The organism is Thiofaba sp. EF100 (assembly GCF_039822285.1).
In the GTDB taxonomy this organism is placed as follows: domain Bacteria; phylum Pseudomonadota; class Gammaproteobacteria; order Halothiobacillales; family Halothiobacillaceae; genus Thiofaba.
The window spans coordinates 387,995-410,228 of sequence record NZ_JBAJEY010000001.1 but is presented as its reverse complement, the minus strand read 5'-3'; the positions used below and the strand labels follow the sequence as shown (position 1 = coordinate 410,228).

The window sequence follows — 22,234 nt, the reverse complement described above, 5'->3', positions numbered from 1 at the left end:
ACTGAGGACAGTATGCAAGGCTCAATGTTCCTTATGATCAGAGTCGTCGGCGGACATGGCGCAACGCCGCCATCGCGCGCGGATGAGGTCGGCCTCTGCTAGGCTCTGCTTACCTGTTCAACGGTGAGTCCGGTGCATGTTGCGTTCCACCCGCCAGCGTTTCGGCAGCATAGCCATCCTCTTCCACTGGGGCATTGCCCTGGGCGTCGTCGTCCTTTACGCCCTGGGGCTGTACCTGGATGAGCTCGGGTACCAGGATCCTTGGTTCAACCGCGCGATGGATCTTCACAAGGGGCTGGGCATGCTGTTGTTCGCGGCGATCCTGGCCCGCTGGCTGTGGCGCCGGGTGGATGTACAGCCCGTGCCGCTCGAGACCTATTCGGCCTTCGAGCAGTGGTCTGCCCGGATGATGAAGGCCGTGCTCTACCTGCTGCTTGTCTTGGTGCCGCTCAGCGGCTACCTGATCTCCTCGGCGGAGGGGCAGCCCATCGACGTGTTCGGCTGGTTCCACGTCCCGGCCCTGATCAGCGGCCTGCCGGAGCAGGCGGACGTGGCGGGTGAGGTACACGGGTTTCTGGCCCACCTGCTGATCGCGCTGGCGGTGGTGCATGCTCTGGCCGCCATCAAGCACCACGTGTTCGATCACGATGACACCCTGCGGCGCATGACCTTCAGGCCGCTACGCTCTTCTTCCCGCGAATAAGGAGCCTGACGATGAAACAGCAACGCCTGTTGGTATCCCTGCTGCTTGGCTGCACACTGTCGTTGTCTGCGGGGGCAGCCTGGGCGGAGGTCGAGCGCTACGTGATCGACACCAAGAACGCCCACGCTTTCATCCAGTTCAAGATCAGCCACCTGGGTTTCAGTCGGCTGCTGGGGCGTTTCGACAGGTTCGAGGGGCAGTTCAGTTATGACCCGCAGCATCCTGCGGTGTCCAAGGTCGAGGTGAGTATCGAGACCGCGAGCATCGACAGCAACCACGCCGAGCGCGACAAACACCTGCGCAGCGCTGATTTCCTCGATGTCGGCAAGTATCCCAAGGCCCGCTTCGTCAGCCGCAGCTATACCGAGCAGGCGGACGGCAAGGGTGTGCTCGAGGGGGACCTGACCCTGCACGGCGTGACCCGGCCGGTGACGATCGAGACGCGCGCCCTCGGCCATGGCCCCGATCCCTGGGGCGGTTACCGGCGCGGCTTCGAAGGCACGACCCGGCTGGTACTGAAGGATTTCGGCATCGACTACGACCTCGGGCCGGCTGCGCGCGAGGTCGAACTGTTCCTCTCCGTTGAGGGGGTACGGCAGAAGTAGCGGTCGCCCGTCCGGGAAGGGCCCCATTCCGTTCCCTCCACGTCCCCAAGGAGGTTCCCAGGACTACCGTAGCGGCTTCCGCCTCGGGCCCAGCGCCAGAGGCCGAGCTGTTCCTCACCATCGAGGGTGTGCGCCAGACGGAGGTATGGCGTTAGGTGCGTTGCCCCGGCGCGTCCCTCTCGTGGATGAGCCGTGGGCAACCAAAGCAAAGGCCCGGGGATACAGGCTGGGTCAAAAGCCTTTGACCCAGCCTGGATTGGCGAGCCATGGACGGCTCGCGCGAGAAACAATCACGATAAGTGATTGATTCTCGGAGCCCGTCGCGGGCGTGTACCGCGACGAGGCGAGTTTCAAAAGGGCAGGACAGCCCTTTTGAAACAGTCTGGGATACCGGGCCTTGTCGTATTGGGCGGGACCGTGCCCGCTCAGGTGCGCATGTCGTCGAAGAATTTCTTCACCCGCCCCATCCAGGACTGCTCCTGTGGACGGTGGTGGTCGCCGCCGAGCGACTCGTCGAACCGCCTCAGCATGTCCTTCTGCGCTTCGGTCAGGTTGACCGGGGTCTCGACGTTTACCTTGCAGATCAAATCGCCCGGTGCGCCGCCGCGGACCGGGGCCACACCCTTGCCACGCAGGCGGAAAAGTTTGCCGCTCTGTGTCTCGGCCGGAATCTTCAGACGGGCGCGGCCACCGAGGGTCGGCACCTCCACCTCGCCGCCGAGGGCGGCCGTGGCGAAGCTGATCGGCACCTCGCAATACAGGTCGGCGTCCTGGCGGGTGAAGATCGGGTGCGGCTTGACGTGAATGACCACGAACAGGTCACCCGCCGGGCCGCCGTGCTCGCCCGGCTCACCCTCGCCGCCGAGGCGGATGCGATCGCCCGTGTCCACGCCGGGCGGGATCTTCACCGACAGGGTCTTGTGCGTCTGCACGCGGCCCTGGCCGCGACACTCTGGGCAGGGATCTTCGATGATCTCGCCGCGGCCGTGGCAGGTCGGGCAGGTCTGCTGCACGGCGAAGATGCCCTGCTGGATGCGCACTGCGCCCGCACCGCCGCAGGTGGGACAGGTTTTGGGCTTGGTGCCCTTCTTCGCGCCGCTGCCGCCGCAGACGGTGCAGGGTTCGGTGGTGGGGACGCGGATCTTGACCGTGGTGCCCGCCACCGCCTCCTCGAGACTGATCTCGAGGTTGTACTGCAGGTCGGCGCCGCGATAGGCGCGGGTGCCGCGGCCACGGCCGCCGCCGAAGATGTCGCCGAATACGTCGCCGAAGATGTCGGAGAAGCTGGCCCCGCCGAAGCCTGCGCCATAACCCGGTCCCGCGCCGCCGCCCATGCCTGCCTCGAAGGCGGCGTGGCCGAACTGGTCGTAGGCCGCGCGCTTCTGCGCGTCGGAGAGGATCTCGTAGGCCTCCTTGGCTTCCTTGAACTTGGCCTCAGCGTCCTTGTCGTCCGGGTTGCGGTCCGGATGGTATTTCATCGCCAGGCGGCGATAGGCCTTCTTGAGCTCGTCCTCGCTGGCGTTCTTCGCCACGCCGAGGATTTCGTAAAGGTCTTTCTTGGCCATGATGTTTCCTGAACAATGAGGCCACAGAGCCCACAGAGAGGTCCTCTGTGTTCCCTGTGGCCCGTGAAGGGGCGGTGTTGCCTTACTTGGTGTCCTTCACTTCCTCGAACTCGGCATCAACCACGTCGTCCGCGGCCTTGCCGGCACCGCTGGTCTGCTGGGCACCCGGCTGGGCCTCGGCGCCTTGAGCATAGGCCTTCTGGGCGATGGCGGCGGAGGCCTTGGCGAGTTCCTCGGCCTTGGCCTCGATGGCGGCCTTGTCGTCGCCCTTCATCGCCTCCTTGAGCGCGGCGATGGCATCCTCCGCAGCCTTCTTCTCGCCGGCATCGACCTTGTCGCCGAGGTCCTTGATGGACTTCTCGGTGGCGTGGATCAGGCTGTCGGCCTGGTTGCGCGCCTCGACCAGTTCACGCAGCTTGCGGTCTTCCTCGCGGTGCGCCTCGGCGTCCTGCACCATGCGCTGGATCTCGTCCTCGCTCAGGCCGCTGGAGGCGGTGATACGGATGGACTGCTCCTTGCCGGTGCCCTTGTCCTTGGCGGACACGTGCAGGATGCCGTTGGCGTCGATGTCGAAGGTGACCTCGATCTGCGGCACGCCGCGCGGCGCCGGCGGGATGTCAGTCAAATCGAAACGGCCCAGCGACTTGTTGCCTGAGGCCATCTCGCGCTCGCCCTGCAGCACATGCACGGTGACGGCGGTCTGGTTGTCGTCAGCGGTGGAGAACACCTGACTCGCCTTGGTCGGGATGGTGGTGTTCTTCTCGATCAGCTTGGTCATCACGCCGCCCATGGTCTCGATGCCGAGGGAGAGCGGGGTGACGTCGAGCAGCAGTACGTCCTTGCGCTCGCCGGTCAGTACACCGCCCTGCACGGCTGCGCCCACGGCGACCGCTTCGTCCGGGTTGACGTCTTTGCGCGGATCCTTGCCAAAGAAGGCCTTCACTGCCTCGCGCACCTTGGGCATGCGGGTCTGACCGCCGACCAGGATCACCTCGTCGATCTGGGAGGCGGTGAGGCCGGCATCCTTGAGTGCGACCTTGCACGGCTCGATGGTGCGCTGGATCAGGTCATCCACCAGGGCCTCGAGCTTGGCGCGGGTGATCTTGACGTTCAGGTGCTTGGGCCCTGTGGCATCGGCGGTGATGTACGGCAGGTTGACGTCGGTCTGCTCGGTGGAGGAGAGCTCGATCTTCGCCTTCTCTGCTGCCTCCTTCAGGCGCTGCATGGCCAGCGGGTCGTTGCGCAGGTCGATGCCCTGCTCCTTCTTGAACTCGTCGACCAGGTAGTCGATCAGCCGGTTGTCGAAGTCCTCGCCACCGAGGAAGGTGTCGCCGTTGGTGGAGAGCACCTCGAACTGCTTCTCGCCGTCGATGTCGGCGATCTCGATGATGGAGATGTCGAAGGTGCCGCCGCCGAGGTCATACACGGCGATCTTCATGTCCTTGGATTGCGCCTTGTCGAGGCCATAGGCCAGCGCGGCCGCGGTCGGCTCGTTGATGATGCGCTTGACCTCGAGGCCCGCGATGCGGCCGGCATCCTTGGTGGCCTGGCGCTGGCTGTCGTTGAAGTAGGCCGGGACGGTGATAACCGCCTCGGTCACCGGCTCGCCCAGGTAGGCCTCCACGTCCTTCTTGATCTTCATCAGCACGCGCGCGGAGACCTCGGGCGGGGCCATCTTCTTGCCGTTGACCTCGACCCAGGCGTCGCCGTTGTCGGCACGGACGATCTTGTAGGGCATCAGCTTGATGTCCTTCTGCACCGCCTCTTCCTCGAAGCGGCGGCCGATCAGGCGCTTGACGGCGTACAGGGTGTTCTGCGGGTTGGTGACCGCCTGGCGCTTGGCCGGCTGACCGACGATGACCTCGCCGTCCTTGGTGAACGCGACCACGGAGGGCGTGGTGCGTGCGCCCTCGCTGTTTTCGATGACCTTGGGCTGGCCACCTTCGATGATGGCGACGCAGGAGTTGGTGGTGCCAAGGTCGATGCCGATGATCTTGCCCATGATGAAGTGCTCCTTAACAGAATTCGTTGATTTTGCTGAGGGCGGCGCCCCAGCCGCGATTTGAAATGGTTGATCGCGGCGGGGCGCCGCTCCTACGGGTTGTTCGGTTGGCTTGATGGTGGGGGCACTTAGTGCCGTTTCAAGGCCGTGTCACTGGGAAACGATCACCAGTGCCGGACGCAGCACGCGCTCGTTCAGCTGGTAGCCCTTCTGAAGCACCTGGATGACGCGGTTGGATTCGCCCTCGGCCGGCTGCATGGCAATGGCCTGGTGCAGGTCCGGATTGAAGGGCTCGCCCAGCGGGTCGATCGGCTTGACGCCGAAGCGCTCCAGGGTCTGGAAGAACTGGCTGTGCATCATCTCGGTGCCCTGCTGCAGGGGGGCGATGTCGGTGGCCTCCTGGCAGGCCTTGAGGCCGAGATCCAGGCTGTCGGCCACACCGAGCAGGGATTCGACGAATTTCTCCAAGGCATATTTGCGCGCGTTGTCGATGTCGCGTTCGGTGCGCTTGCGCAGGTTGTCCATCTCGGCGCGCAGGCGCAGCACCTCGTTCCAGTGCTCGTCGGCCTTGCTGCGCGCGTCTTCCAGCAGGGCGTGGATGGAGTCGTCCGGCAGCAGTTCGGTGGCTTGCTCCACTTCGGGGGATTCCGGGGTGGGTTGGGTGTCCTGACTCACGCGCTGTCTCCTGATGCGGATGGTTGGATTGTGGAAAACAAATCTTGGGCTTCAGCCTTCGGTTTCAAGACCGGGACTCATGGCCGCGCCCAGCAGGCGGGCGGTGATGTCCACCAGGGGGATCACCCGATCATAGGGCATGCGGGTGGGGCCGATGACGCCAAGGTAGCCCACCACCCGGCCCTGTTCGCGGTAGGGCGCGGTGATCAGGCTACAGCCCTCGAAGGGATCATAGCCCGATTCGCCACCGATAAAGATCTGCACGCCCTCGGCACGCTCAGACTGATCGAGCAGGTGGAGGATGTCGCGCTTGGTCTCGAAGGCTTCGAACAGGCGTTTCATGCGCGCAAGATTGCCCATGTCCTCCAGCCCGACCAGGTTGGATTGGCCACTGATGACGAGGTCGGGTTCGGGGGTGGCGGCATCGAGTGCCTGTTCGGTGAGCTGGATCGCCTCCAGCATGAGGGTGTTGAGGTCGCTGCGTACCTTGTCCATCTCGGCCAGCAGGGCCTCGCGCACCCGGGCGGCCTCCTGGCCCGCCAGCTGCTCGGAGAGCAGGGCGCTGTACTTGCGCAGCTCACTGCTTGAATAGTCGCGGCTGACCGGTAAGACGCGGTTCTGGACCTCACCGTCGTCCATCACCAGGATCGCCAGGACCCGCCGGCCGGAGAGCGGGACGAATTCGATCTGGGTCAGGCGCGCATGCTCGCGGCGGGGCAGGGTGACCAGGCCGGCATAGCGGGTCAGGTGGGAGAGCAGCTGTGAGGCGGTTTCGATCAACTGCTGGCGCGAACTGCTGGCCTGGCGCAGTTCGCCACTGAGGAAGTCGACCTGGGCCTCGTCCAGGTTGCGCATGGTCAGCAGCTGGTTGATGAACAGGCGGTAACCCTGGATGGTCGGCACCCGCCCGGCGGAGGTGTGCGGCGCATGGATCAGCCCCATCATTTCCAGGTCGGCCATCACGTTGCGGATGGTGGCCGGGCTGAGGGAAAAAGGGGTAGCCTGCGAGAGGGTGCGCGAGCCCACGGGTACGCCTTCGCTGATGTAGCGCTCGATGAGGGCCTTCAGCAACTGCTGGGCGCGTTCGTTGAGGGGCGGTAGGCTCATTGCGCGGAGGTTTGGCACTCGTGGAGTGAGAGTGCCAAAGATTGCCCTGCGGGGGAGAGGGGTGTCAAGGCGGGCGAGCTGGGGGGCGGAGATGCTATATCAAAGTGGGTGATGCCCTGGCACATGGAGGCCGAGGATGCCGGAGATGAATGCGGAAATCGCCGACCGCTTCGACGAGATGGCTGATCTACTCGAGATCGAGGCGGCCAATCCCTTCCGCGTGCGTGCCTACCGTAACGCCGCGCGGCTGCTGCGGACCTTGCCCAGGAGCGTGGACGAGATGCTTGCGGCAGGGGAGGACCTGACCGCGCTGCCGGGCATCGGAGACGATCTTGCGGCGAAGATCGGCGAGTTTGTCGCCTCCGGCCGCCTCGCCGCGTTGGATCGTCTGAAGTGCGAGCTGCCCGAGCATCTCGCCGACCTGCTGCATGTGCGCGGGCTGGGGCCGAAGCGCGTGCATGCGCTGTATCACGAGCTTGGCATCGACAGCCTGGACAAGCTGCGCGCGGCCGCCGAGGCGGGGCGGCTGCAGGCCCTGCATGGCTTCGGTCCGAAGATGACGGTCACCATCCTCGCCGAACTGGCCGCGCTCCGTCCAGCGGAGAGGCGGCGTTGGGCGGATGCCGAGCCGGTGGCGGAGGGTCTGCTCGGCTTCATCCGCGCCATCGATGGGGTGAGGTCGGCCGTGGTGGCGGGCAGCTTCCGCCGGCATCTGGAGACCGTGGGGGATCTCGATATCTTGGTTGTCGTCCAGCGTGGCAGCCCCATCATGCAGCGCCTCGGCGGCCATGCCGAGGTTGACGCGATTCTGGAGCGCGGGGGCACGCGAGCCAGCCTGCGCCTTCGTTCGGGACTGCAGGTGGATGTGCGCGTCGTGCCCGCGGCGAGCTTCGGTGCGGCGCTGCATTACTTCACCGGTTCCCGGGCGCATAACATCGCCGTGCGCACCCTGGCCGTGAAGCGGGGGCTGAAGATCAACGAATACGGCGTGTTCCGCGACGGGCAGCGCGTGGGCGGACGGACCGAGGAGGAGGTGTTCGCTGCGGTGGGCTTGCCTTTCATTCCGCCCGAGTTGCGGGAGGATCGCGGTGAGATCCAGGCGGCGAGGGAGCACCGCCTGCCGGTCCTCGTTGAGCCCTCCGACCTGCGGGGTGACCTGCATGCGCACAGTGACTGGGGCGAGGGGCGCGATGGGCTGGAGGCGATGGCGCGCGCGGCCAGGGCGCGGGGGTACGATTACCTCGCCATCACCGACCATGGGCTGGATGCCGGCCGGCTCCTGGAACAGATCGAGGCGATCGACCGGATCAACGCCCGGCTGGAGGGCATTCGCCTGCTCAAGGGGGTGGAGGTGGACATCCTTGAGGATGGAACGCTCGCGCTGCCCGACGACATCCTGGCCCGGCTCGACCTGTGCGTGTGTGCCGTCAACGATGGATTCGACCTCCCGTCCGCGCAGCAGACCCGGCGCATCCTGCGCGCCATGCAGCACCCGCACTGTACCCTCCTCGCCCATCCCACGGGACGCCTCCTGCCCGGCCGGCCCTCCATGGCGTTGGACATGGAGCAGGTGCTGCGGGCCGCCGCCACGCACGGGGTGGTGCTGGAGGTCGATGCCCGTCCTGAGCGCCTCGATCTCGACGACCATCATGGCCGCATGGCGCGTGACCTGGGTGCCCGGCTGTGCATTGCCAGCGACGCGCGTTCCGCAGCCGAGTTGGATCTTGTGCGGCACGGCGTTTTCCAGGCGCGGCGGGGCTGGATCGAGGCTGGCGATGTGGTCAACACCCTGGCGCTCGACGCTTTGCTTCGGGGCCTGCGCAGGGCCTGAGGCTGGTGGCCGGTCCCGTGTCGGGCAACAATGGGCGGAGAAACGATCCGAGAGAGGGGAGATTGCACATGAATCGACATGAGGTGTCCGTGCTGTTCGTCTGCATGGGCAATATCTGCCGTTCGCCGACGGCCGAAGGCGTGTTCACGCGCAAGGTGACCGAGGCCGGCCTGATCAACCGTATCCGCATCGACTCGGCCGGGACGCATGCTTACCACATTGGCAATCCGCCTGACCCGCGCACCATGCAGGCCGCGCAGCGGCGAGGCTATGACCTGTCGGCCCTGCGTGCGCGCAAGGTCGAGGTGCCGGACTTCTCCCGCTTCGACTATGTGCTGGCGATGGATGAAGACAACCTGGCCATCCTCGAGCGGCTGATGCCGGCCGAGAGTTCATCCCGCGTGGGGCTGTTCATGGAGTTCGCACCCGGGTACGGCGCTCGTGAAGTGCCCGATCCCTATTACGGCGGGCCCGCGGGGTTCGAGCAGGTGCTGGACATGGTCGAGGCGGCCGCCGAGGGTTTGCTCGAGACCATCCGCAGGGAGCGCGGCTGGTACTGACCGGGCAGGGCACGCACAAAAAAGGCGGGGAATGATCTGACTGTTTCAAAAGGGCTGTCCTGCCCTTTTGAGACTCGCCTGGTCCTCCTCTCACGTCCTTCCGGCATCCATGCCGGAAGCCCCTGCGGGGTTCGGCCTTCGAGAGCGTCGCGGTACACGCCCGCGACGGGCTCCGAGAATCAATCACTTTTCGTGATTGATTCTCGCGCGAGTCATCCTTGGCTCGCCCCTTCAGGCTGGTTCAATGGGTTTTGAAACGGCCTGAATGATCCCCGCCCCTTGATGAGGGCCGATGGCGCCCGGCTTGGGGGCGGACACCAGCCTTCCGCTCAGCCGCGCGGGGGTTCTTGTCCGCCCTGCGGTGCGGTGCCAGCTTCGCTGGCCTCGGTTTTGCTTTCGGTCGCGGCGGATTTTTCGCCTTCGGCAGGGGGGGCCGTGTCGCCTGCGGATTCGCTGTCGGCCTCACCCTCGACGCGCGGACGGCGGGTCCGGCGGCGGCGTGGGCGGCGGGCGCGGACCTCGCCGGGCTCGGCCTCAGTCTCTTCCTCGGTGGTCTCCTCGGCCGGGCTCGGAGCAGGCTTTTCAGCATCGAGCTCCGCCTCGGCCGAGACGCTGGCGATGGCTTCCGCCTTGGCGAGGGACGCCTCGCGCTCGCCCTCCCGCGTGGCGGCGGGTTGCTCGGTCTCGGCGGGTGCGGCCGCGATTGCGGGGGCGATGGGCTCGGTGACCAGAAGCGGGGCAGCCTCGACGTGAGGGGCCGGGGCCTCCGGCGTGACTCCGGCCTCGCCGCTGACCACACGGTCGCTGGATTCCAGGCGTACGGCCGCGTTCGGGGGCAGCTGCTCGGCGATGCTGGTCTTGGCCGCGATGTCGATGACCGGCTGCATCGGCGCGGCCAGCGGGGCGGCGAGCTGCTGGGCGATCAGGCCTTCGTCCTCACGCAGGCGCTCAGGGCCGGCTTCGAATTCCTCGCGACGCGGGCGCTGGCGTTCGGGGCGCGTCTCGCGCGGGGGAACGCTCCCCCGGGGGACGGGAGCAATCGCAGGCTTCGGCTGGGCCGGGCGTTCCCCTGCCTCGCCGCGCCCACGTTTGCGGGCGCCGCGCTCGCGCGGTTCGCGGGGCTCCGGCGCGGCCTTCTCCTCGCGCTCCTCGCGCGGGGCTGGTGCAGTCGGCATGGCGAGCCGTTCGGTCGGGGCCGGGGTCTGTGCGCCGAACAGGAAGCCCCAGATGCGCTTGAGGAAACCGCCCTCGGGCGCGGGCTGGGCCTCGCCGGCGGCAGACTCAGGCCGCGGCCTTTCGGCTTGGGTGCGGGGTGGCCTCGGGGGCTTGGCCGGGGCCGCCGCCTCGGTGGGCGCAGGGGCGGGGGCTGGCACGGGGGCCGGGGTCGGCGGGGCCACCATTCTTACCGCAGGCTGGCTTGGCGCCTCACGCATGGCGGCGGGACGGGGGGCCTCCCAGGCGATTTCCTGGCGTGCCTCGACCAGTTCGTGCGCACGGGCACCCTGGGCCTCCATGTCGGCCCGACGGACGCGCTCGAGGCGGTAGTTCGGGGTCTCGAGGTTGGGGTTCGGGATCAGGATGATCTCAAGACGGTATTCCTGCTCGAGGCGGCCGATGACCTCGCGTTTCTCGTTCAGCAGGTAGGTCGCCACCGCGACCGGCAGCTGGGCGACGATGCGGCCGGTATTCTCCTTGAGGGCCTCTTCCTGGATCAGACGCAGGATGGACAGTGCGAGCGATTCGGTGCTGCGGATGGTGCCCTGGCCGTGACAGCGCGGGCAGACGTGCTGGGTGGATTCCTCCAGCGAGGGGCGCAGGCGCTGACGCGACATCTCCAACAGGCCGAAGCGGGAGATGCGGCCGAGCTGGACGCGGGCGCGGTCCATCTTCAGTGCGTCGCGCAGGCGGTTCTCCACCTCGCGCTGGTGTTTGGACGGCGCCATGTCGATGAAGTCGATGACGATCAGGCCGCCGAGGTCGCGCAGCCGCACCTGGCGGGCGATCTCCTCGGCCGCCTCCAGGTTGGTGTTCAGCGCGGTCTGTTCGATGTCCTCGCCCTTGGTGGCCCGTGCGGAGTTGATGTCCACTGCGGTCAGGGCCTCGCACTGGTCGAACACCAGTTCGCCGCCGGAGGGCAGGGTGACGGTGCGCTGGTAGGCGGATTCGATCTGGCTCTCGATCTGGAAGCGGGTGAACAGCGGCACGCGCTCCTGGTACAGCTTCAGGCGCTTGATGTTCTGCGGCATGACCTGCTGCACGAAGTCCATGGCCTGCTGGTAGGTCGGCTCGTGGTCGATCAGGATCTCGCCGATGTCATCGCGCAGATGGTCGCGCAGGGCGCGGATCAAAAGGTTGCTTTCCTGGTAGATCAGCACCGGGGCGGAGCGCTCGGCGGCGGCCTCCTCGATTGCGCGCCAGACATTGAGCAGGTAGTCGAGATCCCACTGCAGCTCCTCCGGGGTGCGGCCCACGCCGGCGGTGCGGATGATCATGCCCATCCCTTCCGGCACATTGAGAGCGGCCATGGCCTCCTTGAGCTCGGCACGGTCCTCGCCCTCGATGCGGCGTGACACGCCGCCGGCGCGCGGGTTGTTGGGCATGAGCACCAGGTAGCGGCCGGCCAGGCTGATGAAGGTGGTGAGCGCCGCCCCCTTCTGGCCGCGCTCCTCCTTGTCGATCTGGACGATCAGCTCCTGCCCGACGGACAGGGCTTCCTTGATGATCGGGCGCCCCTTCTCATCGACGGCCTCGGGCTTGAAGTAGCTGCGGGCGATTTCCTTGAACGGCAAAAAGCCGTGGCGCTCAGCCCCGTAATTGACGAAGACGGCCTCAAGGCTCGGTTCGATGCGGGTGATGGTCGCCTTGTAGATGTTGGACTTCTTCTGTTCCCGGGAAGGGGTCTCGATGTCGATGTCGTAGAGCTTTTGTCCATCCACCAGGGCAACGCGCAGTTCCTCTGGGTGGGTGGCATTGATGAGCATGCGTTTCATGCAGGAATTCTCGGCAAGGGTAACTGGACGCCAAGGCCGGGACCCGCCACCCATCGCCCCCTGAACGAACAGTGCGAGCCGAGCGATCGGTGGTCGCCTTCAGATACGCGCGCAGCAGGCCGATCAAGGATGAGCGGTGACTGCAGAGGCTGGAGGGGCGGGGAGGCTGGGGGCAGGAAGCCGCTGGCTCGGGCGCCTGGCAGAGCAGGCGCCCGAACAGCTGCCGTGCGCTGGAAACGCCCCTTGCAAGGAAGGGAGCGATCAGGCAGGCCAGGGCAAGGCGTCCAAGAATGATCATGAGTCGTTCGTTGACCCTCCGCCTTGAGCGGTTACGGCCCAGGTTGGGGCCGTCTCCCTGCAGCCTTGCCGCGCGGGCGAAACGACAGCGCTCTAAGGTTCGAAACGGACCGGCAGGAAGGTCAGCAAGCGCTGCTTGTGGACCTGCACAGTCCGATTCTGGCTTAGCCTTGGGTCGTTTCTACCCGCGTCCGGCGTGCTGCCGGGAGAGGAAATATCGATGTCGTTCAGGTCGCACGCCCATGCGTACGATCGATCGGAATATAGCAATATCGTTACAGGCCGGCAATTTGCCCTGCACCCCGCTCAGGGGCGGGGCATGGGGTATCATGCCGCTTATGAATACCAAGATCGCGAACACCGAATCCCCCTCGACTGCGGCCCGCCTGGTGACCGTGGGCGAGCACGAGGCCGGGCAACGGCTCGACAACTTCCTCCTCGCCCAGCTCAAGGGGGTGCCCAAGAGCCGGATCTACCGCATGTTGCGCACTGGCGAGGTGCGGGTGAACAAGGGGCGGGCCAAGCCCATGCAGCGCATTGTAGCGGGGGATGTGGTGCGCATCCCGCCGCTGCGCCTGGCCGAGCGCGAGGCCCCGGCCCTGCCGCCGCAGCGGGTGCAGGCCATGCGCGACGCCGTGTTGTACGAGGATGAGCACCTCTTGATCCTGAACAAGCCCCCGGGGCTTGCGGTCCATGGCGGCAGCGGCGTGCCCTACGGCCTGATCGAGCTGGCGCGGGCGGCGTGGTCGCACCTGCCGGGGTTGGAGCTGGCGCACCGTCTGGACCGCGACACCAGCGGTTGCCTGGTGCTGGCCAAGCAGCGTGAGGCCCTGCTCGGCGTGCAGCGCCAGTTGGTGGAAAAGACCTCGCGCAAGGCCTATCTCGCCCTGCTGCAGGGGGTGTGGCGCGGGGGGGCGCGGCGCATCGAAGCGCCCCTGCTCAAGAACGAGCTGATGGGCGGCGAGCGCGTGGTGCGGGTCGATGAACGTGGAAAATCTGCGGTCAGCGTGTTCGAGCCGATCGAGCGTTTCGATCGCCTCGCCACCCTGGTGCGGGTGACGATCGAGACCGGGCGCACCCATCAGATCCGCGTCCACGCCCAGCACATGGGCCACCCGCTGGCGGGGGACGACAAATACGGTGACGAGGTTTTCAACAGGCAGATGAAAGGTTTGGGGCTTGCCCGCATCTTCCTCCATGCCGAACAGCTGGAGTTTCTGCACCCCATCACCGAGTGCACCTTGCGCGTCAGTGCGCCGCTGCCGGCCGACCTCACGGTCGTGCTCGAGCGGCTGCGTGCGGGGGCGGCCGGGGAGGGGCGTGCATGATTCGCGACCTCAAGCTCGTGGTGTTCGACTGGGACGGAACCCTGATGGACTCCACCGATCGTATCGTCAGCAGCTTTCAGAATGCGATGCGAGAGGTCGGCCTGCCGCTGCTCGACGACGGCGCCATCCGCGCGATCATCGGCCTCGGCCTGCCAGAGGCGGTTGCGATGCTCTACCCGGAGGCGGATGCCGAGGCGCGTCAGCGCCTTGCGCGGGCTTACAGCCAGTATTACCTCGCCCTGGACCCGACCCCGATCCGCCCCTACCCGGGGGCCGAGGAACTGCTCGCGGAGCTCGCCGGGCGCGGTTTCTGGCTGGCGGTGGCGACCGGCAAGAGCCGGCGTGGCCTGGACAAGGTGTTGGCGGAAACCGGGTTCGGCCGCTACTTCTTCGCCACCCGCTGCGCGGAGGAGACGGCCTCCAAGCCCGACCCGCTGATGCTGCGCGAGCTGATGTTCGAGGCCGGGGCGGGGCCCGAGCACACGCTCATGGTCGGCGACACCTGGTTCGACCTCGAGATGGCGCGTCAGGCCCGCGTGCCTGCGGTGGGCCTGGCCCATGGTGCCCATGGCCGCGAGCAGCTCGAACCCTGTGCGCCGCTGGCCATCTTTGCAGATCTGGCCGGCCTGCAAGGCTGGCTTGAGACGATCAACCCTTGTATGGATTCGAGCGCATGAACGACTCAGCGAGCAAAACGTCGACCGGGGCCCTGGACGACCCCGCCTGGCAGCGTGACCTCATCGTCCGCCTGGCCGAGGCCAATCTAACCGAACAGCGCCGGGCGCGGCGCTGGGGTATCTTCTTCAAGCTGCTCGGCTTTGGCTACCTGTTTTTTCTGTTGGTGATGATGTTCCGCGAGGGGCCCGCCGAGGAGCACCTGGCCACCCAACCGCACACCGCCCTGGTCACCCTCGAGGGGCCGATCATGGAGGGCTCGCCCGCTGGTGCGGAGACCATCATCAAGGGCTTGCGCAAGGCCTTCGAGAACAAGCACGCCCAAGGGGTGGTGCTGCGTATCAACAGCCCGGGTGGCAGTCCGGTCCAGTCGGGCTATATCTATGATGAGATCCGCCGTTTGCGCGCCAAGCATCCGGACAAGCCGCTATATGCCGTGATCGCCGACATCGGCGCCTCGGGCGGCTACTACGTGGCCGCGGCGGCCGATGCGATCTACGCCGACAAGGCGAGCATCGTCGGCTCCATCGGGGTGCGCATGGACGGTTTCGGCGTGGTCGAGGCGATGAAGAAGCTCGGCATCGAGCACCGTGAGCTGACCGCAGGGGAGCACAAGGCGCTGATGAGTCCGTTCAAGCCGGTGGACCCGGCAGAGAAGGCGCACATGGAACGCCTGCTTGGCGAGGTGCACGCGCAGTTCATCGAGGTGGTGCGCAAGGGACGGGGCGAGCGCCTGAAGGAAACTCCCGAGCTGTTTTCCGGTCTCGTATGGACAGGGGAGCAGGCCGTGGGGCTCGGGCTGGTGGATGGCCTCGCCAGCGTCGATCAGGTCGCGCGCGAGGTCATCAAGGCCGAGAAGGTGGTGGACGTGACGCCGAAAGGCGGGGTGTTCGAGCAGCTCATCGACCGTCTCGGGGTCTCCATCTCGCTGGCGCTGATGCGCGCGCAAGCCGGGCTGTGGGGGTGAGGCATGGGTTCGCGCCTGGCCCCCGCTGAGGACATTGGCCTGCTGCCGGAGGAGGTGGAGGAGGCCGTCAAGCCGCCGCCCATGTACCAGGTGGTGCTGCTGAACGACGATTTCACCCCGATGGAGTTCGTCGTCGCCGTCCTCGAGCGGGTCTTCCGTATGCCCCATGCGCGCGCGGTGCAGGTGATGCTGGACGTGCACCAGAAGGGACGCGGGGTGTGCGGGGTGTACACCCGCGAGGTGGCCGAGACCAAGGTGTCGCTGGTGCTGGAGCTTGCGCGCGACAACGACCATCCCCTCCTGTGTGTGGCGGAGCCGGTCGGGGAGTGAGGGTAAGGATGCCGGGTTTCCGTGCAGTCCTCGGAGGCGAGGGTGCACGGCTTATGGCTGCGAGAGGCACGAGATCATGCTGAGCAAACCGCTTGAAGAGACCCTGAGCCAGGCCTTCCGCCTGGCGCGGGAGCGGCGTTACGAGTACGTCACCCTCGAGGTGCTGCTGCGCATGCTGATCGAGGATGCCGAGGCACGCCCGGTGCTCTTGGGCTGCGGTGCCAATCTGGAGCAGCTTGCGCGTGAACTGGAGCGTTTTCTCGATGAGACCATGCCGCGCCTGCCGCCGGGGGAGGAGGGGGAGGCACAGGCCACCCTGAGCTTCCAGCGCGTGCTGCAGCGCGCGGTGGTGCAGGTGCAGGCCTCGGGCAAGCAGCTGGTCAGCGGCGCCAACGTACTGGTGGCCCTGTTTGCCGAGCAGGATTCGCACGCGGTGTACCTGCTCAAGCGCCAAGGGGTGTCGCGTCTCGACGTGACCCAGTACATTGCCCATGGGGGCGAGCGCGAGGAAAGTCGCGCCGCGGAGGCGGAGGAGGGCGAGGGCCCGGCGCGCGAATCGAGTTCAGGGCTCGAGCAGTACGCGGTCAACCTGAACCAGCTTGCGCGTGAGGGGCGCATCGACCCGCTCATCGGCCGTGCGGCGGAGCTCGAGCGCGTGGCCCAGGTGCTGTGTCGCCGGCGCAAGAACAACCCCCTGCTGGTGGGCGAGGCCGGGGTCGGCAAGACCGCCATCGTCGAGGGATTGGCGCGTATGATCGTGCAGGGCGAGGCTCCCGAGGCGCTGGCGAACAGCACCATCTACAGCCTCGACCTCGGCTCCTTGGTTGCCGGTAGCAAGTATCGCGGCGACTTCGAGAAACGCCTCAAGGGCGTATTGGCCGAGCTTGCGCGCAAGCCCGACGCGATCCTGTTCATCGACGAGATCCACACCATCATCGGCGCAGGTTCGGCCTCGGGCGGGGCGATGGACGCCTCCAACCTGATCAAGCCGGCGCTGGCCAAGGGCTTACGCTGCATCGGCTCGACCACCCACCAGGAGTTCCGCCAGATCTTCGAGAAGGACGCCGCCCTGACTCGCCGCTTCCAGAAGATCGACGTCCCGGAACCCTCGAGCGAGGAGACCCTGGCCATCCTCAAGGGCCTGCGCGCCGGGTTCGAGGCCCACCATCGGGTCAGCTACACCGATGCGGCGCTGGAGGCGGCGGTGCACCTGTCCGAGCGTCACATCAACGACCGCCACCTGCCGGACAAGGCCATCGATGTGATCGACGAGGCGGGCGCGCGGGCGCGTCTGGCCGGGCGGCAGGGCGCGGTGATCGACCAGGACGAGATCGAGGAGATCGTTGCGCGCATGGCGCGCATCCCGGCCCAGCAGGTCTCCAGCACCGATCGCGACGTGTTGCGCAACCTCGACCGCAACCTGCGCATGGTGGTCTACGGTCAAGATGCGGCGGTCGACCAGCTGGTCACCGCGATCAAGCTGGCCCGCTCCGGTCTGCGCTCGGCGGACAAGCCGATCGGCAGTTTCCTGTTTGCCGGCCCGACCGGGGTGGGTAAGACCGAGGTGGCCCGTCAGCTCGCCCGCCTGCTGGGCATCGGCCTGTTGCGCTTCGACATGTCCGAGTACATGGAACGGCACGCGGTCTCGCGCCTGATCGGCGCCCCGCCGGGCTACGTCGGCCACGAGAGCGGCGGCCTGTTGACCGAGGCGGTGCACAAACAGCCGCATGCTGTGCTGCTCTTGGATGAGATCGAGAAGGCGCATCCCGACCTGTTCAACGTGCTGTTGCAGGTGATGGATCGCGGCAAGCTGACCGACGCGAATGGCCGCGAGGTCGATTTCCGCCACGTGATCCTGATCATGACTAGCAACGCCGGCGCGCAGGAGTCCGCGCGCGCCTCGGTCGGCTTCACCCGCCAGGATCACAGCGGCGATGCAATGGAGGTCATCAAGCGCAGCTTCAGCCCCGAGTTCCGCAACCGGCTGGACGCCATCATCCTGTTCAACCCGCTCTCCGAGCGCGACATCGCCCAGGTGGTGGACAAGCTGCTCTTGGAACTCGAGCACCAGCTCGAAGAAAAAGGCGTGCACCTGGTGGTGAGCGAGGCCGCCCGCCGCTGGCTGGCCGACAAGGGCTACGATGCACAGATGGGCGCACGGCCCATGGCGCGGCTGATCCAGGAGCAGATCAAACGTCCGCTGGCCGAGGAGCTGCTGTTCGGTCAGCTGGTCGAGGGGGGCGAGGCGCGGGTGGAATGCAGCGCCGATGGCCTGGGGCTTTGCATCACCGCCCAGGCGCGTCAGCAGGAATCCGCCGAGGCGTAATGCACCACGCCCCCGGCAGGTATCGCCGGGGGCGTGTAGTCCTAGGGCCTGGTGGGCGCGAATTACTTGGAGCGGAAGGAGATGCGACCCTTGGTCAGGTCGTAGGGCGTCAGCTGGACGGTGACGCGGTCGCCGGTGAGGATGCGGATGTAGTTCTTGCGCATGCGGCCGGAGATATGGCAGGTCACGATATGACCGTTGTCCAGCTGGACACGGAACATGGTGTTGGGAAGGGTGTCGAGCACCGTGCCCTGCATCTCGATGTAGTCTTCTTTCGACATTAAATCATCAGTGGTTGACAGGAAAACGCGGATTATCCGGGATGGCCCGCCTGGCCGCAAGGGCGGCGGCAGGGCAATCGCATGAGCCGATTTATGGGGTGGGATACTCGCGTAGGAGTGGCGCCCTCGCCACGACAGGATAGTCCTGCATGAGTGATCGGCCCGGGGCAGGATGTTTCAAAAGGGCTGTCCTGCCCTTTTGAAACTCGCCTCGTCGCGGTACACGCCCGCGACGGGCTCCGAGAATCAATCACTTAACGTGATTGCTTCTCGCGCGAGCCATCCATGGCTCGCATTCCCAGGCTGTGTCAAAGAGTTTTGACACAGCTGGGGGGGCGGGCCTCCTACAGCCAAACAAAGCAAGGATGGCCTCCTTGCACGCTGGATTTCGCCTTGTGCGAGCACTCCAGACTGTCGCGATGGCCCTGAGGGCGGCGGCCCACCGACGGGCTGTGCTAGCATGCGCGTTATTTTTTTCGACCATCCGAGAGATAACGTTCCATGCGTGCATCCTTTGCCGCCGTCTTTCCGGGTCAGGGCTCGCAGTCCGTCGGCATGCTGAGCAGCTGGGCCGAGAGCCAGCCTGTCATTGCGCAAACCTTCCAGGAGGCCTCCGCTGCCCTGGGCTATGACCTGTGGAGCATCGTCCGTGAAGGGCCGGAGGCCCAGCTGAACCGTACCGAGATCACCCAGCCGGCCATGCTGGCCGCGGGGGTGGCCGCCTGGCGCGCCTGGCAGGCCGCGGGCGGCCCGCTGCCGCTGTGCATGGCGGGGCATAGCCTGGGCGAGTACACCGCCCTGGTCTGCGCGGGGAGCATTGATTTTGCCGATGGCGTGCGTCTGGTGGCCGAGCGCGGCCGGCTGATGCAGGCGGCGGTGCCCGAAGGGCAGGGGGCCATGGCCGCCGTGCTGGGGCTGGAGGATGACGTGGTGCGCACGGTCTGCGCGGAGGCGAGCCAGGGCGTGGAGGTGGCCGAGGCGGTCAACTTCAATAGCCCGGGGCAGGTGGTGATCGCAGGCAGCGCCGCGGCCGTCGCCCGTGCCTCTGCGCTGCTTGCCGAGCGGGGCGCCAAGCGCGTCGTGCCGCTGCCGGTGAGCGTGCCCTCGCACTCCTCGCTGATGCGCGAGGCGGCCGAGAAGATGGCCCGTGTGCTGGAGTCGGTCGAGATCCGCAGCCCCACGATCCCCGTCCTGCACAACGTCGATGCCGCCGAGCACGCCGATCCCGCCGCCCTGCGTGCCGCCCTCGTCCGCCAGCTGCACAGCCCGGTGCTGTGGGTCGACTCCGTGCGCGCGATGCAGGCGCGCGGCGCCAAGGCCCTGGTCGAATTCGGCCCGGGCAAGGTGCTCGCCGGGCTCACCAAGCGCATCGAGCGCGATCTTTCCGCCTACCCGGTCCTCGATGCTGCCACGCTCGAGGCCGCCATGACTGCGACCAAGGAGCTTGTCTGATGGAGCTTGCCAACGAAATTGCCCTCGTCACCGGCGCCTCGCGCGGGATCGGCGAGGCCATCCTGCACACCCTCGCTGCGCGCGGCGCGACCGTGATCGGTACCGCCACCTCCGAGTCCGGAGCCGCGGCCATCGCCGCCAAGCTCGAGGCGAAGGGCTGCAAGGGCAGCGGCCTTGTGCTTGATGTCACCGATCAGGCGAGCGTCGATGCCGTGCTCAAGGCTATCGAGGAGCAGTTCGGTGCACCGACTATCCTGGTCAATAATGCCGGCATCACCCGCGATACCCTGCTGATGCGGATGAAGGACGAGGATTGGGACGCCATCATCCAGACCAACCTCACCTCGGTGTACCGCCTGTCCAAGGCCGTGCTGCGGGGCATGATGAAGGCGCGCCGCGGCCGCATCATCAGCATCGCCTCGGTGGTCGGGGCGATGGGCAATGCCGGGCAGACCAACTATGCCGCCGCCAAGGCGGGGATCATGGGCTTCTCCAAGTCGCTGGCGCGCGAGGTGGGCAGCCGCGGCATCACGGTCAATGTGGTGGCGCCGGGCTTCATCGACACCGACATGACCCGCGGCCTGGCCGAGGAGCACAAGCAGGCCCTGCTCGGCCAGATCCCGATGGCGCGCCTTGGGCAGGCCGATGAGATCGCGCACGCGGTGGCCTTCCTGGCCTCGCCCCTGGCGGGCTACATCACCGGTGAAACCCTGCACGTCAACGGCGGCATGTACATGGCGTAAGGCGCGGGCGTCGCGAGGTGACAACGGAAAGGCTGGAATGGTTCCAGCCTTTTCACTACAATCCGGCCGAGCCTTTGGCCGAATTCCCCATCTCATATGAGGTTATCTGATGAGTAGCATTGAAGATCGCGTCAAGAAGATCGTGGTTGAACAGCTTGGCGTGAAGGAAGAGGACGTCACCACCGACGCCTCCTTCGTCGACGATCTGGGTGCCGACTCTCTCGACACCGTCGAGCTGGTCATGGCCCTCGAGGAAGAGTTCGAGTGTGAGATTCCGGACGAAGAGGCCGAGAAGATCACCACCGTTCAGCAGGCGGTTGACTACATCAAGGCCCACCAGGCCTAAGCGTATTCGCGCTGCTGCATGCGCCGCGACCGGGATCGTGCCCTGGCGCGGCGTTTCTATTCCGGGGCCCTGATGTTCCTCTGCGATATCGGGGCCTTTGTCTGTGCGGTCCGGTTTTATCCCGGTCCGATTCCATGGAAAACGTGCTTGGTCGTCGGTTACAGGGGTTTTCGCAGGTGAGTAGGCGTCGCGTCGTTGTCACGGGCCTCGGCATCATTTCACCGGTGGGCAATACGGTGGAGGAGGCCTGGGGCACCATCCTCGCGGGCAAGAGTGGGGTGGGGCCGATCACCCATTTCGACCCTTCCGCGCTTTCGGTGCGCATTGCCGCCGAGGTCAAAGGCTTCCAGGCCGAGGACTGGCTGCCGGCCAAGGATGTCAAGAAGATGGACCCGTTCATCCACTACGGCATGGCGGCGGCGATTCAGGCCATCGAGGACGCCGGCTTGACGGCCGATGAGCCGGATGCGGACCGGATCGGCGTGGCCATCGGCTCGGGCATCGGCGGCCTGCCGGGGATCGAGCGCACGCGCGACGCCTTCAACGACGGCGGTCCACGCAAGATCTCACCGTTCTTCGTCCCGGCCTGCATCGTCAACATGGTGGCGGGCAACCTCTCCATCCGCTACGGCTTCAAGGGCCCCAACATCGCCATCGTCACCGCCTGCACCTCGGCCACCCACAACATCGGCGAGGCCGCGCGCATGATTGCCTACGGCGATGCCGACGTGATGGTCGCGGGTGGGGCGGAGATGGCCACCTGCGAACTTGGCATTGGCGGCTTTGCCGCCGCGCGCGCCCTCTCCACCCGCAACGACGCCCCCGAGGCCGCCAGCCGGCCGTGGGATGCGGACCGGGACGGCTTTGTGCTGGGCGAGGGGGCCGGCATTCTGGTGCTGGAGTCGTATGAGCGGGCCAAGGCCCGCGGGGCGCGCATCTATGCCGAGCTGGCGGGCTTTGGCATGAGCTCGGACGCCTACCACATGACCCTGCCGGCCGAAGGTGGGGATGGGGCCCGCCGCTGCATGGAGGCGGCCCTGCGCGATGCGCGCCTCAACCCCGAGGAGGTGCAATACATCAATGCCCACGGCACCTCCACCCCGGCTGGGGATCGCGCCGAGACGGATGCGGTCAAGGCAGCCTTCGGCACGCATGCGGGCAAGCTCGCCATCAGTTCCACCAAGTCCATGACCGGCCACCTCTTGGGGGCCGCCGGCGGGGTGGAGGCCGTGTTCAGCGTGCTGGCCCTGCGCGACCAGGTGGCGCCGCCGACCATCAATCTCGACACGCCGGGCGAGGGCTGCGACCTGGATTACGTCCCGCACACCGCGCGTGACATGCGCATCGACTGTGCCCTGTCCAACTCCTTCGGCTTCGGCGGCACCAACGGTACGCTGGTGTTCCGTCGTATCTGACGGACGGGTCGTCCGTGGTGGATGCGCTCAACGGTG

The 22,234-nt window shown here is 66.6% G+C and carries 19 protein-coding genes; 13 read left to right on the top strand and 6 right to left on the bottom strand.

Annotation, left to right across the window (positions count from 1 at the left end):
* The first annotated feature begins 136 nt into the window (after positions 1 to 136).
* Both V6D91_RS01990 and V6D91_RS01985 read left to right on the top strand, forming a co-directional pair.
* Positions 137 to 703, top strand: a complete 567-nt coding sequence (locus V6D91_RS01990; RefSeq protein WP_347317504.1) for a cytochrome b — start codon at positions 137 to 139, stop codon at positions 701 to 703.
* 11 nt (positions 704 to 714) lie between these two features.
* Positions 715 to 1,308: a YceI family protein gene (locus V6D91_RS01985; RefSeq protein WP_347317503.1), complete on the top strand. Its 594-nt coding sequence runs from the start codon at positions 715 to 717 to the stop codon at positions 1,306 to 1,308.
* Positions 1,309 to 1,733: 425 nt separating this feature from the next.
* Here the strand turns inward: V6D91_RS01985 and dnaJ are convergent, their stop codons facing one another.
* The 4 genes from dnaJ to hrcA all read right to left on the bottom strand — a co-directional run bounded on the left by dnaJ (position 1,734) and on the right by hrcA (position 6,657).
* Complete coding sequence (gene dnaJ, locus V6D91_RS01980; RefSeq protein ID WP_347317502.1) at positions 1,734 to 2,873, bottom strand: molecular chaperone DnaJ; 1,140 nt, start codon at positions 2,871 to 2,873, stop codon at positions 1,734 to 1,736.
* Between the two features lie 82 nt (positions 2,874 to 2,955).
* A complete protein-coding gene (gene dnaK, locus V6D91_RS01975) occupies positions 2,956 to 4,875 on the bottom strand; it encodes a molecular chaperone DnaK (RefSeq protein WP_347317501.1) in 1,920 nt (639 codons plus the stop codon).
* Between the two features lie 150 nt (positions 4,876 to 5,025).
* Complete coding sequence (gene grpE / locus V6D91_RS01970) at positions 5,026 to 5,550, bottom strand: nucleotide exchange factor GrpE (protein WP_347317500.1); 525 nt, start codon at positions 5,548 to 5,550, stop codon at positions 5,026 to 5,028.
* Positions 5,551 to 5,601: 51 nt separating this feature from the next.
* The gene (hrcA, locus tag V6D91_RS01965) at positions 5,602 to 6,657 is read right to left on the bottom strand and encodes a heat-inducible transcriptional repressor HrcA (protein ID WP_347317499.1); all 1,056 of its coding nucleotides are present in this window, start codon (positions 6,655 to 6,657) and stop codon (positions 5,602 to 5,604) included.
* 145 nt (positions 6,658 to 6,802) lie between these two features.
* Between hrcA and polX the strand changes: the two genes are divergently transcribed.
* Positions 6,803 to 8,488, top strand: a complete 1,686-nt coding sequence (gene polX / locus V6D91_RS01960) for a DNA polymerase/3'-5' exonuclease PolX (RefSeq protein WP_347317498.1) — start codon at positions 6,803 to 6,805, stop codon at positions 8,486 to 8,488.
* A 68-nt stretch (positions 8,489 to 8,556) separates the two neighbouring features.
* Positions 8,557 to 9,048: a low molecular weight protein-tyrosine-phosphatase gene (locus tag V6D91_RS01955; protein ID WP_347317497.1), complete on the top strand. Its 492-nt coding sequence runs from the start codon at positions 8,557 to 8,559 to the stop codon at positions 9,046 to 9,048.
* 329 nt (positions 9,049 to 9,377) lie between these two features.
* Here V6D91_RS01955 and V6D91_RS01950 read toward each other — a convergent pair whose 3' ends face one another.
* Positions 9,378 to 12,038 (bottom strand): Rne/Rng family ribonuclease, encoded by a 2,661-nt coding sequence (locus V6D91_RS01950; RefSeq protein WP_347317496.1) that lies wholly within the window; start codon positions 12,036 to 12,038, stop codon positions 9,378 to 9,380.
* A gap of 635 nt (positions 12,039 to 12,673) precedes the next feature.
* On the opposite strand from V6D91_RS01950, the gene rluC reads away from it, so the two are divergent.
* From rluC to clpA, 5 genes are all read left to right on the top strand, one after another.
* Positions 12,674 to 13,663: a 23S rRNA pseudouridine(955/2504/2580) synthase RluC gene (gene rluC, locus V6D91_RS01945; protein WP_347317495.1), complete on the top strand. Its 990-nt coding sequence runs from the start codon at positions 12,674 to 12,676 to the stop codon at positions 13,661 to 13,663.
* Complete coding sequence (locus V6D91_RS01940) at positions 13,660 to 14,340, top strand: HAD-IA family hydrolase (protein ID WP_347317494.1); 681 nt, start codon at positions 13,660 to 13,662, stop codon at positions 14,338 to 14,340. Before rluC ends, V6D91_RS01940 begins: the two co-directional genes overlap by 4 nt.
* Positions 14,337 to 15,305, top strand: coding sequence for a signal peptide peptidase SppA (gene sppA / locus V6D91_RS01935; protein WP_347317493.1), 969 nt, complete (start codon positions 14,337 to 14,339; stop codon positions 15,303 to 15,305). Before V6D91_RS01940 ends, sppA begins: the two co-directional genes overlap by 4 nt.
* Positions 15,306 to 15,308: 3 nt before the next feature.
* On the top strand, positions 15,309 to 15,635 hold the full coding sequence (gene clpS / locus V6D91_RS01930) for an ATP-dependent Clp protease adapter ClpS (protein WP_347317492.1): 327 nt from the start codon (positions 15,309 to 15,311) through the stop codon (positions 15,633 to 15,635).
* A gap of 76 nt (positions 15,636 to 15,711) precedes the next feature.
* Positions 15,712 to 17,961 (top strand): ATP-dependent Clp protease ATP-binding subunit ClpA, encoded by a 2,250-nt coding sequence (clpA, locus tag V6D91_RS01925; protein WP_347317491.1) that lies wholly within the window; start codon positions 15,712 to 15,714, stop codon positions 17,959 to 17,961.
* Between the two features lie 62 nt (positions 17,962 to 18,023).
* Here clpA and infA read toward each other — a convergent pair whose 3' ends face one another.
* Positions 18,024 to 18,242: a translation initiation factor IF-1 gene (gene infA, locus V6D91_RS01920; RefSeq protein ID WP_347317490.1), complete on the bottom strand. Its 219-nt coding sequence runs from the start codon at positions 18,240 to 18,242 to the stop codon at positions 18,024 to 18,026.
* A 501-nt stretch (positions 18,243 to 18,743) separates the two neighbouring features.
* On the opposite strand from infA, the gene fabD reads away from it, so the two are divergent.
* The 4 genes from fabD to fabF all read left to right on the top strand — a co-directional run bounded on the left by fabD (position 18,744) and on the right by fabF (position 22,198).
* Complete coding sequence (gene fabD, locus V6D91_RS01915) at positions 18,744 to 19,694, top strand: ACP S-malonyltransferase (RefSeq protein WP_347317489.1); 951 nt, start codon at positions 18,744 to 18,746, stop codon at positions 19,692 to 19,694.
* A complete protein-coding gene (gene fabG, locus V6D91_RS01910) occupies positions 19,694 to 20,437 on the top strand; it encodes a 3-oxoacyl-ACP reductase FabG (RefSeq protein ID WP_347317488.1) in 744 nt (247 codons plus the stop codon). The genes fabD and fabG overlap by 1 nt, the downstream gene beginning before the upstream one ends.
* Before the next feature lie 109 nt (positions 20,438 to 20,546).
* Complete coding sequence (gene acpP, locus V6D91_RS01905; protein WP_347317487.1) at positions 20,547 to 20,783, top strand: acyl carrier protein; 237 nt, start codon at positions 20,547 to 20,549, stop codon at positions 20,781 to 20,783.
* Positions 20,784 to 20,959: 176 nt separating this feature from the next.
* On the top strand, positions 20,960 to 22,198 hold the full coding sequence (gene fabF / locus V6D91_RS01900; protein ID WP_347317486.1) for a beta-ketoacyl-ACP synthase II: 1,239 nt from the start codon (positions 20,960 to 20,962) through the stop codon (positions 22,196 to 22,198).
* The last annotated feature ends 36 nt before the right edge of the window (positions 22,199 to 22,234 follow it).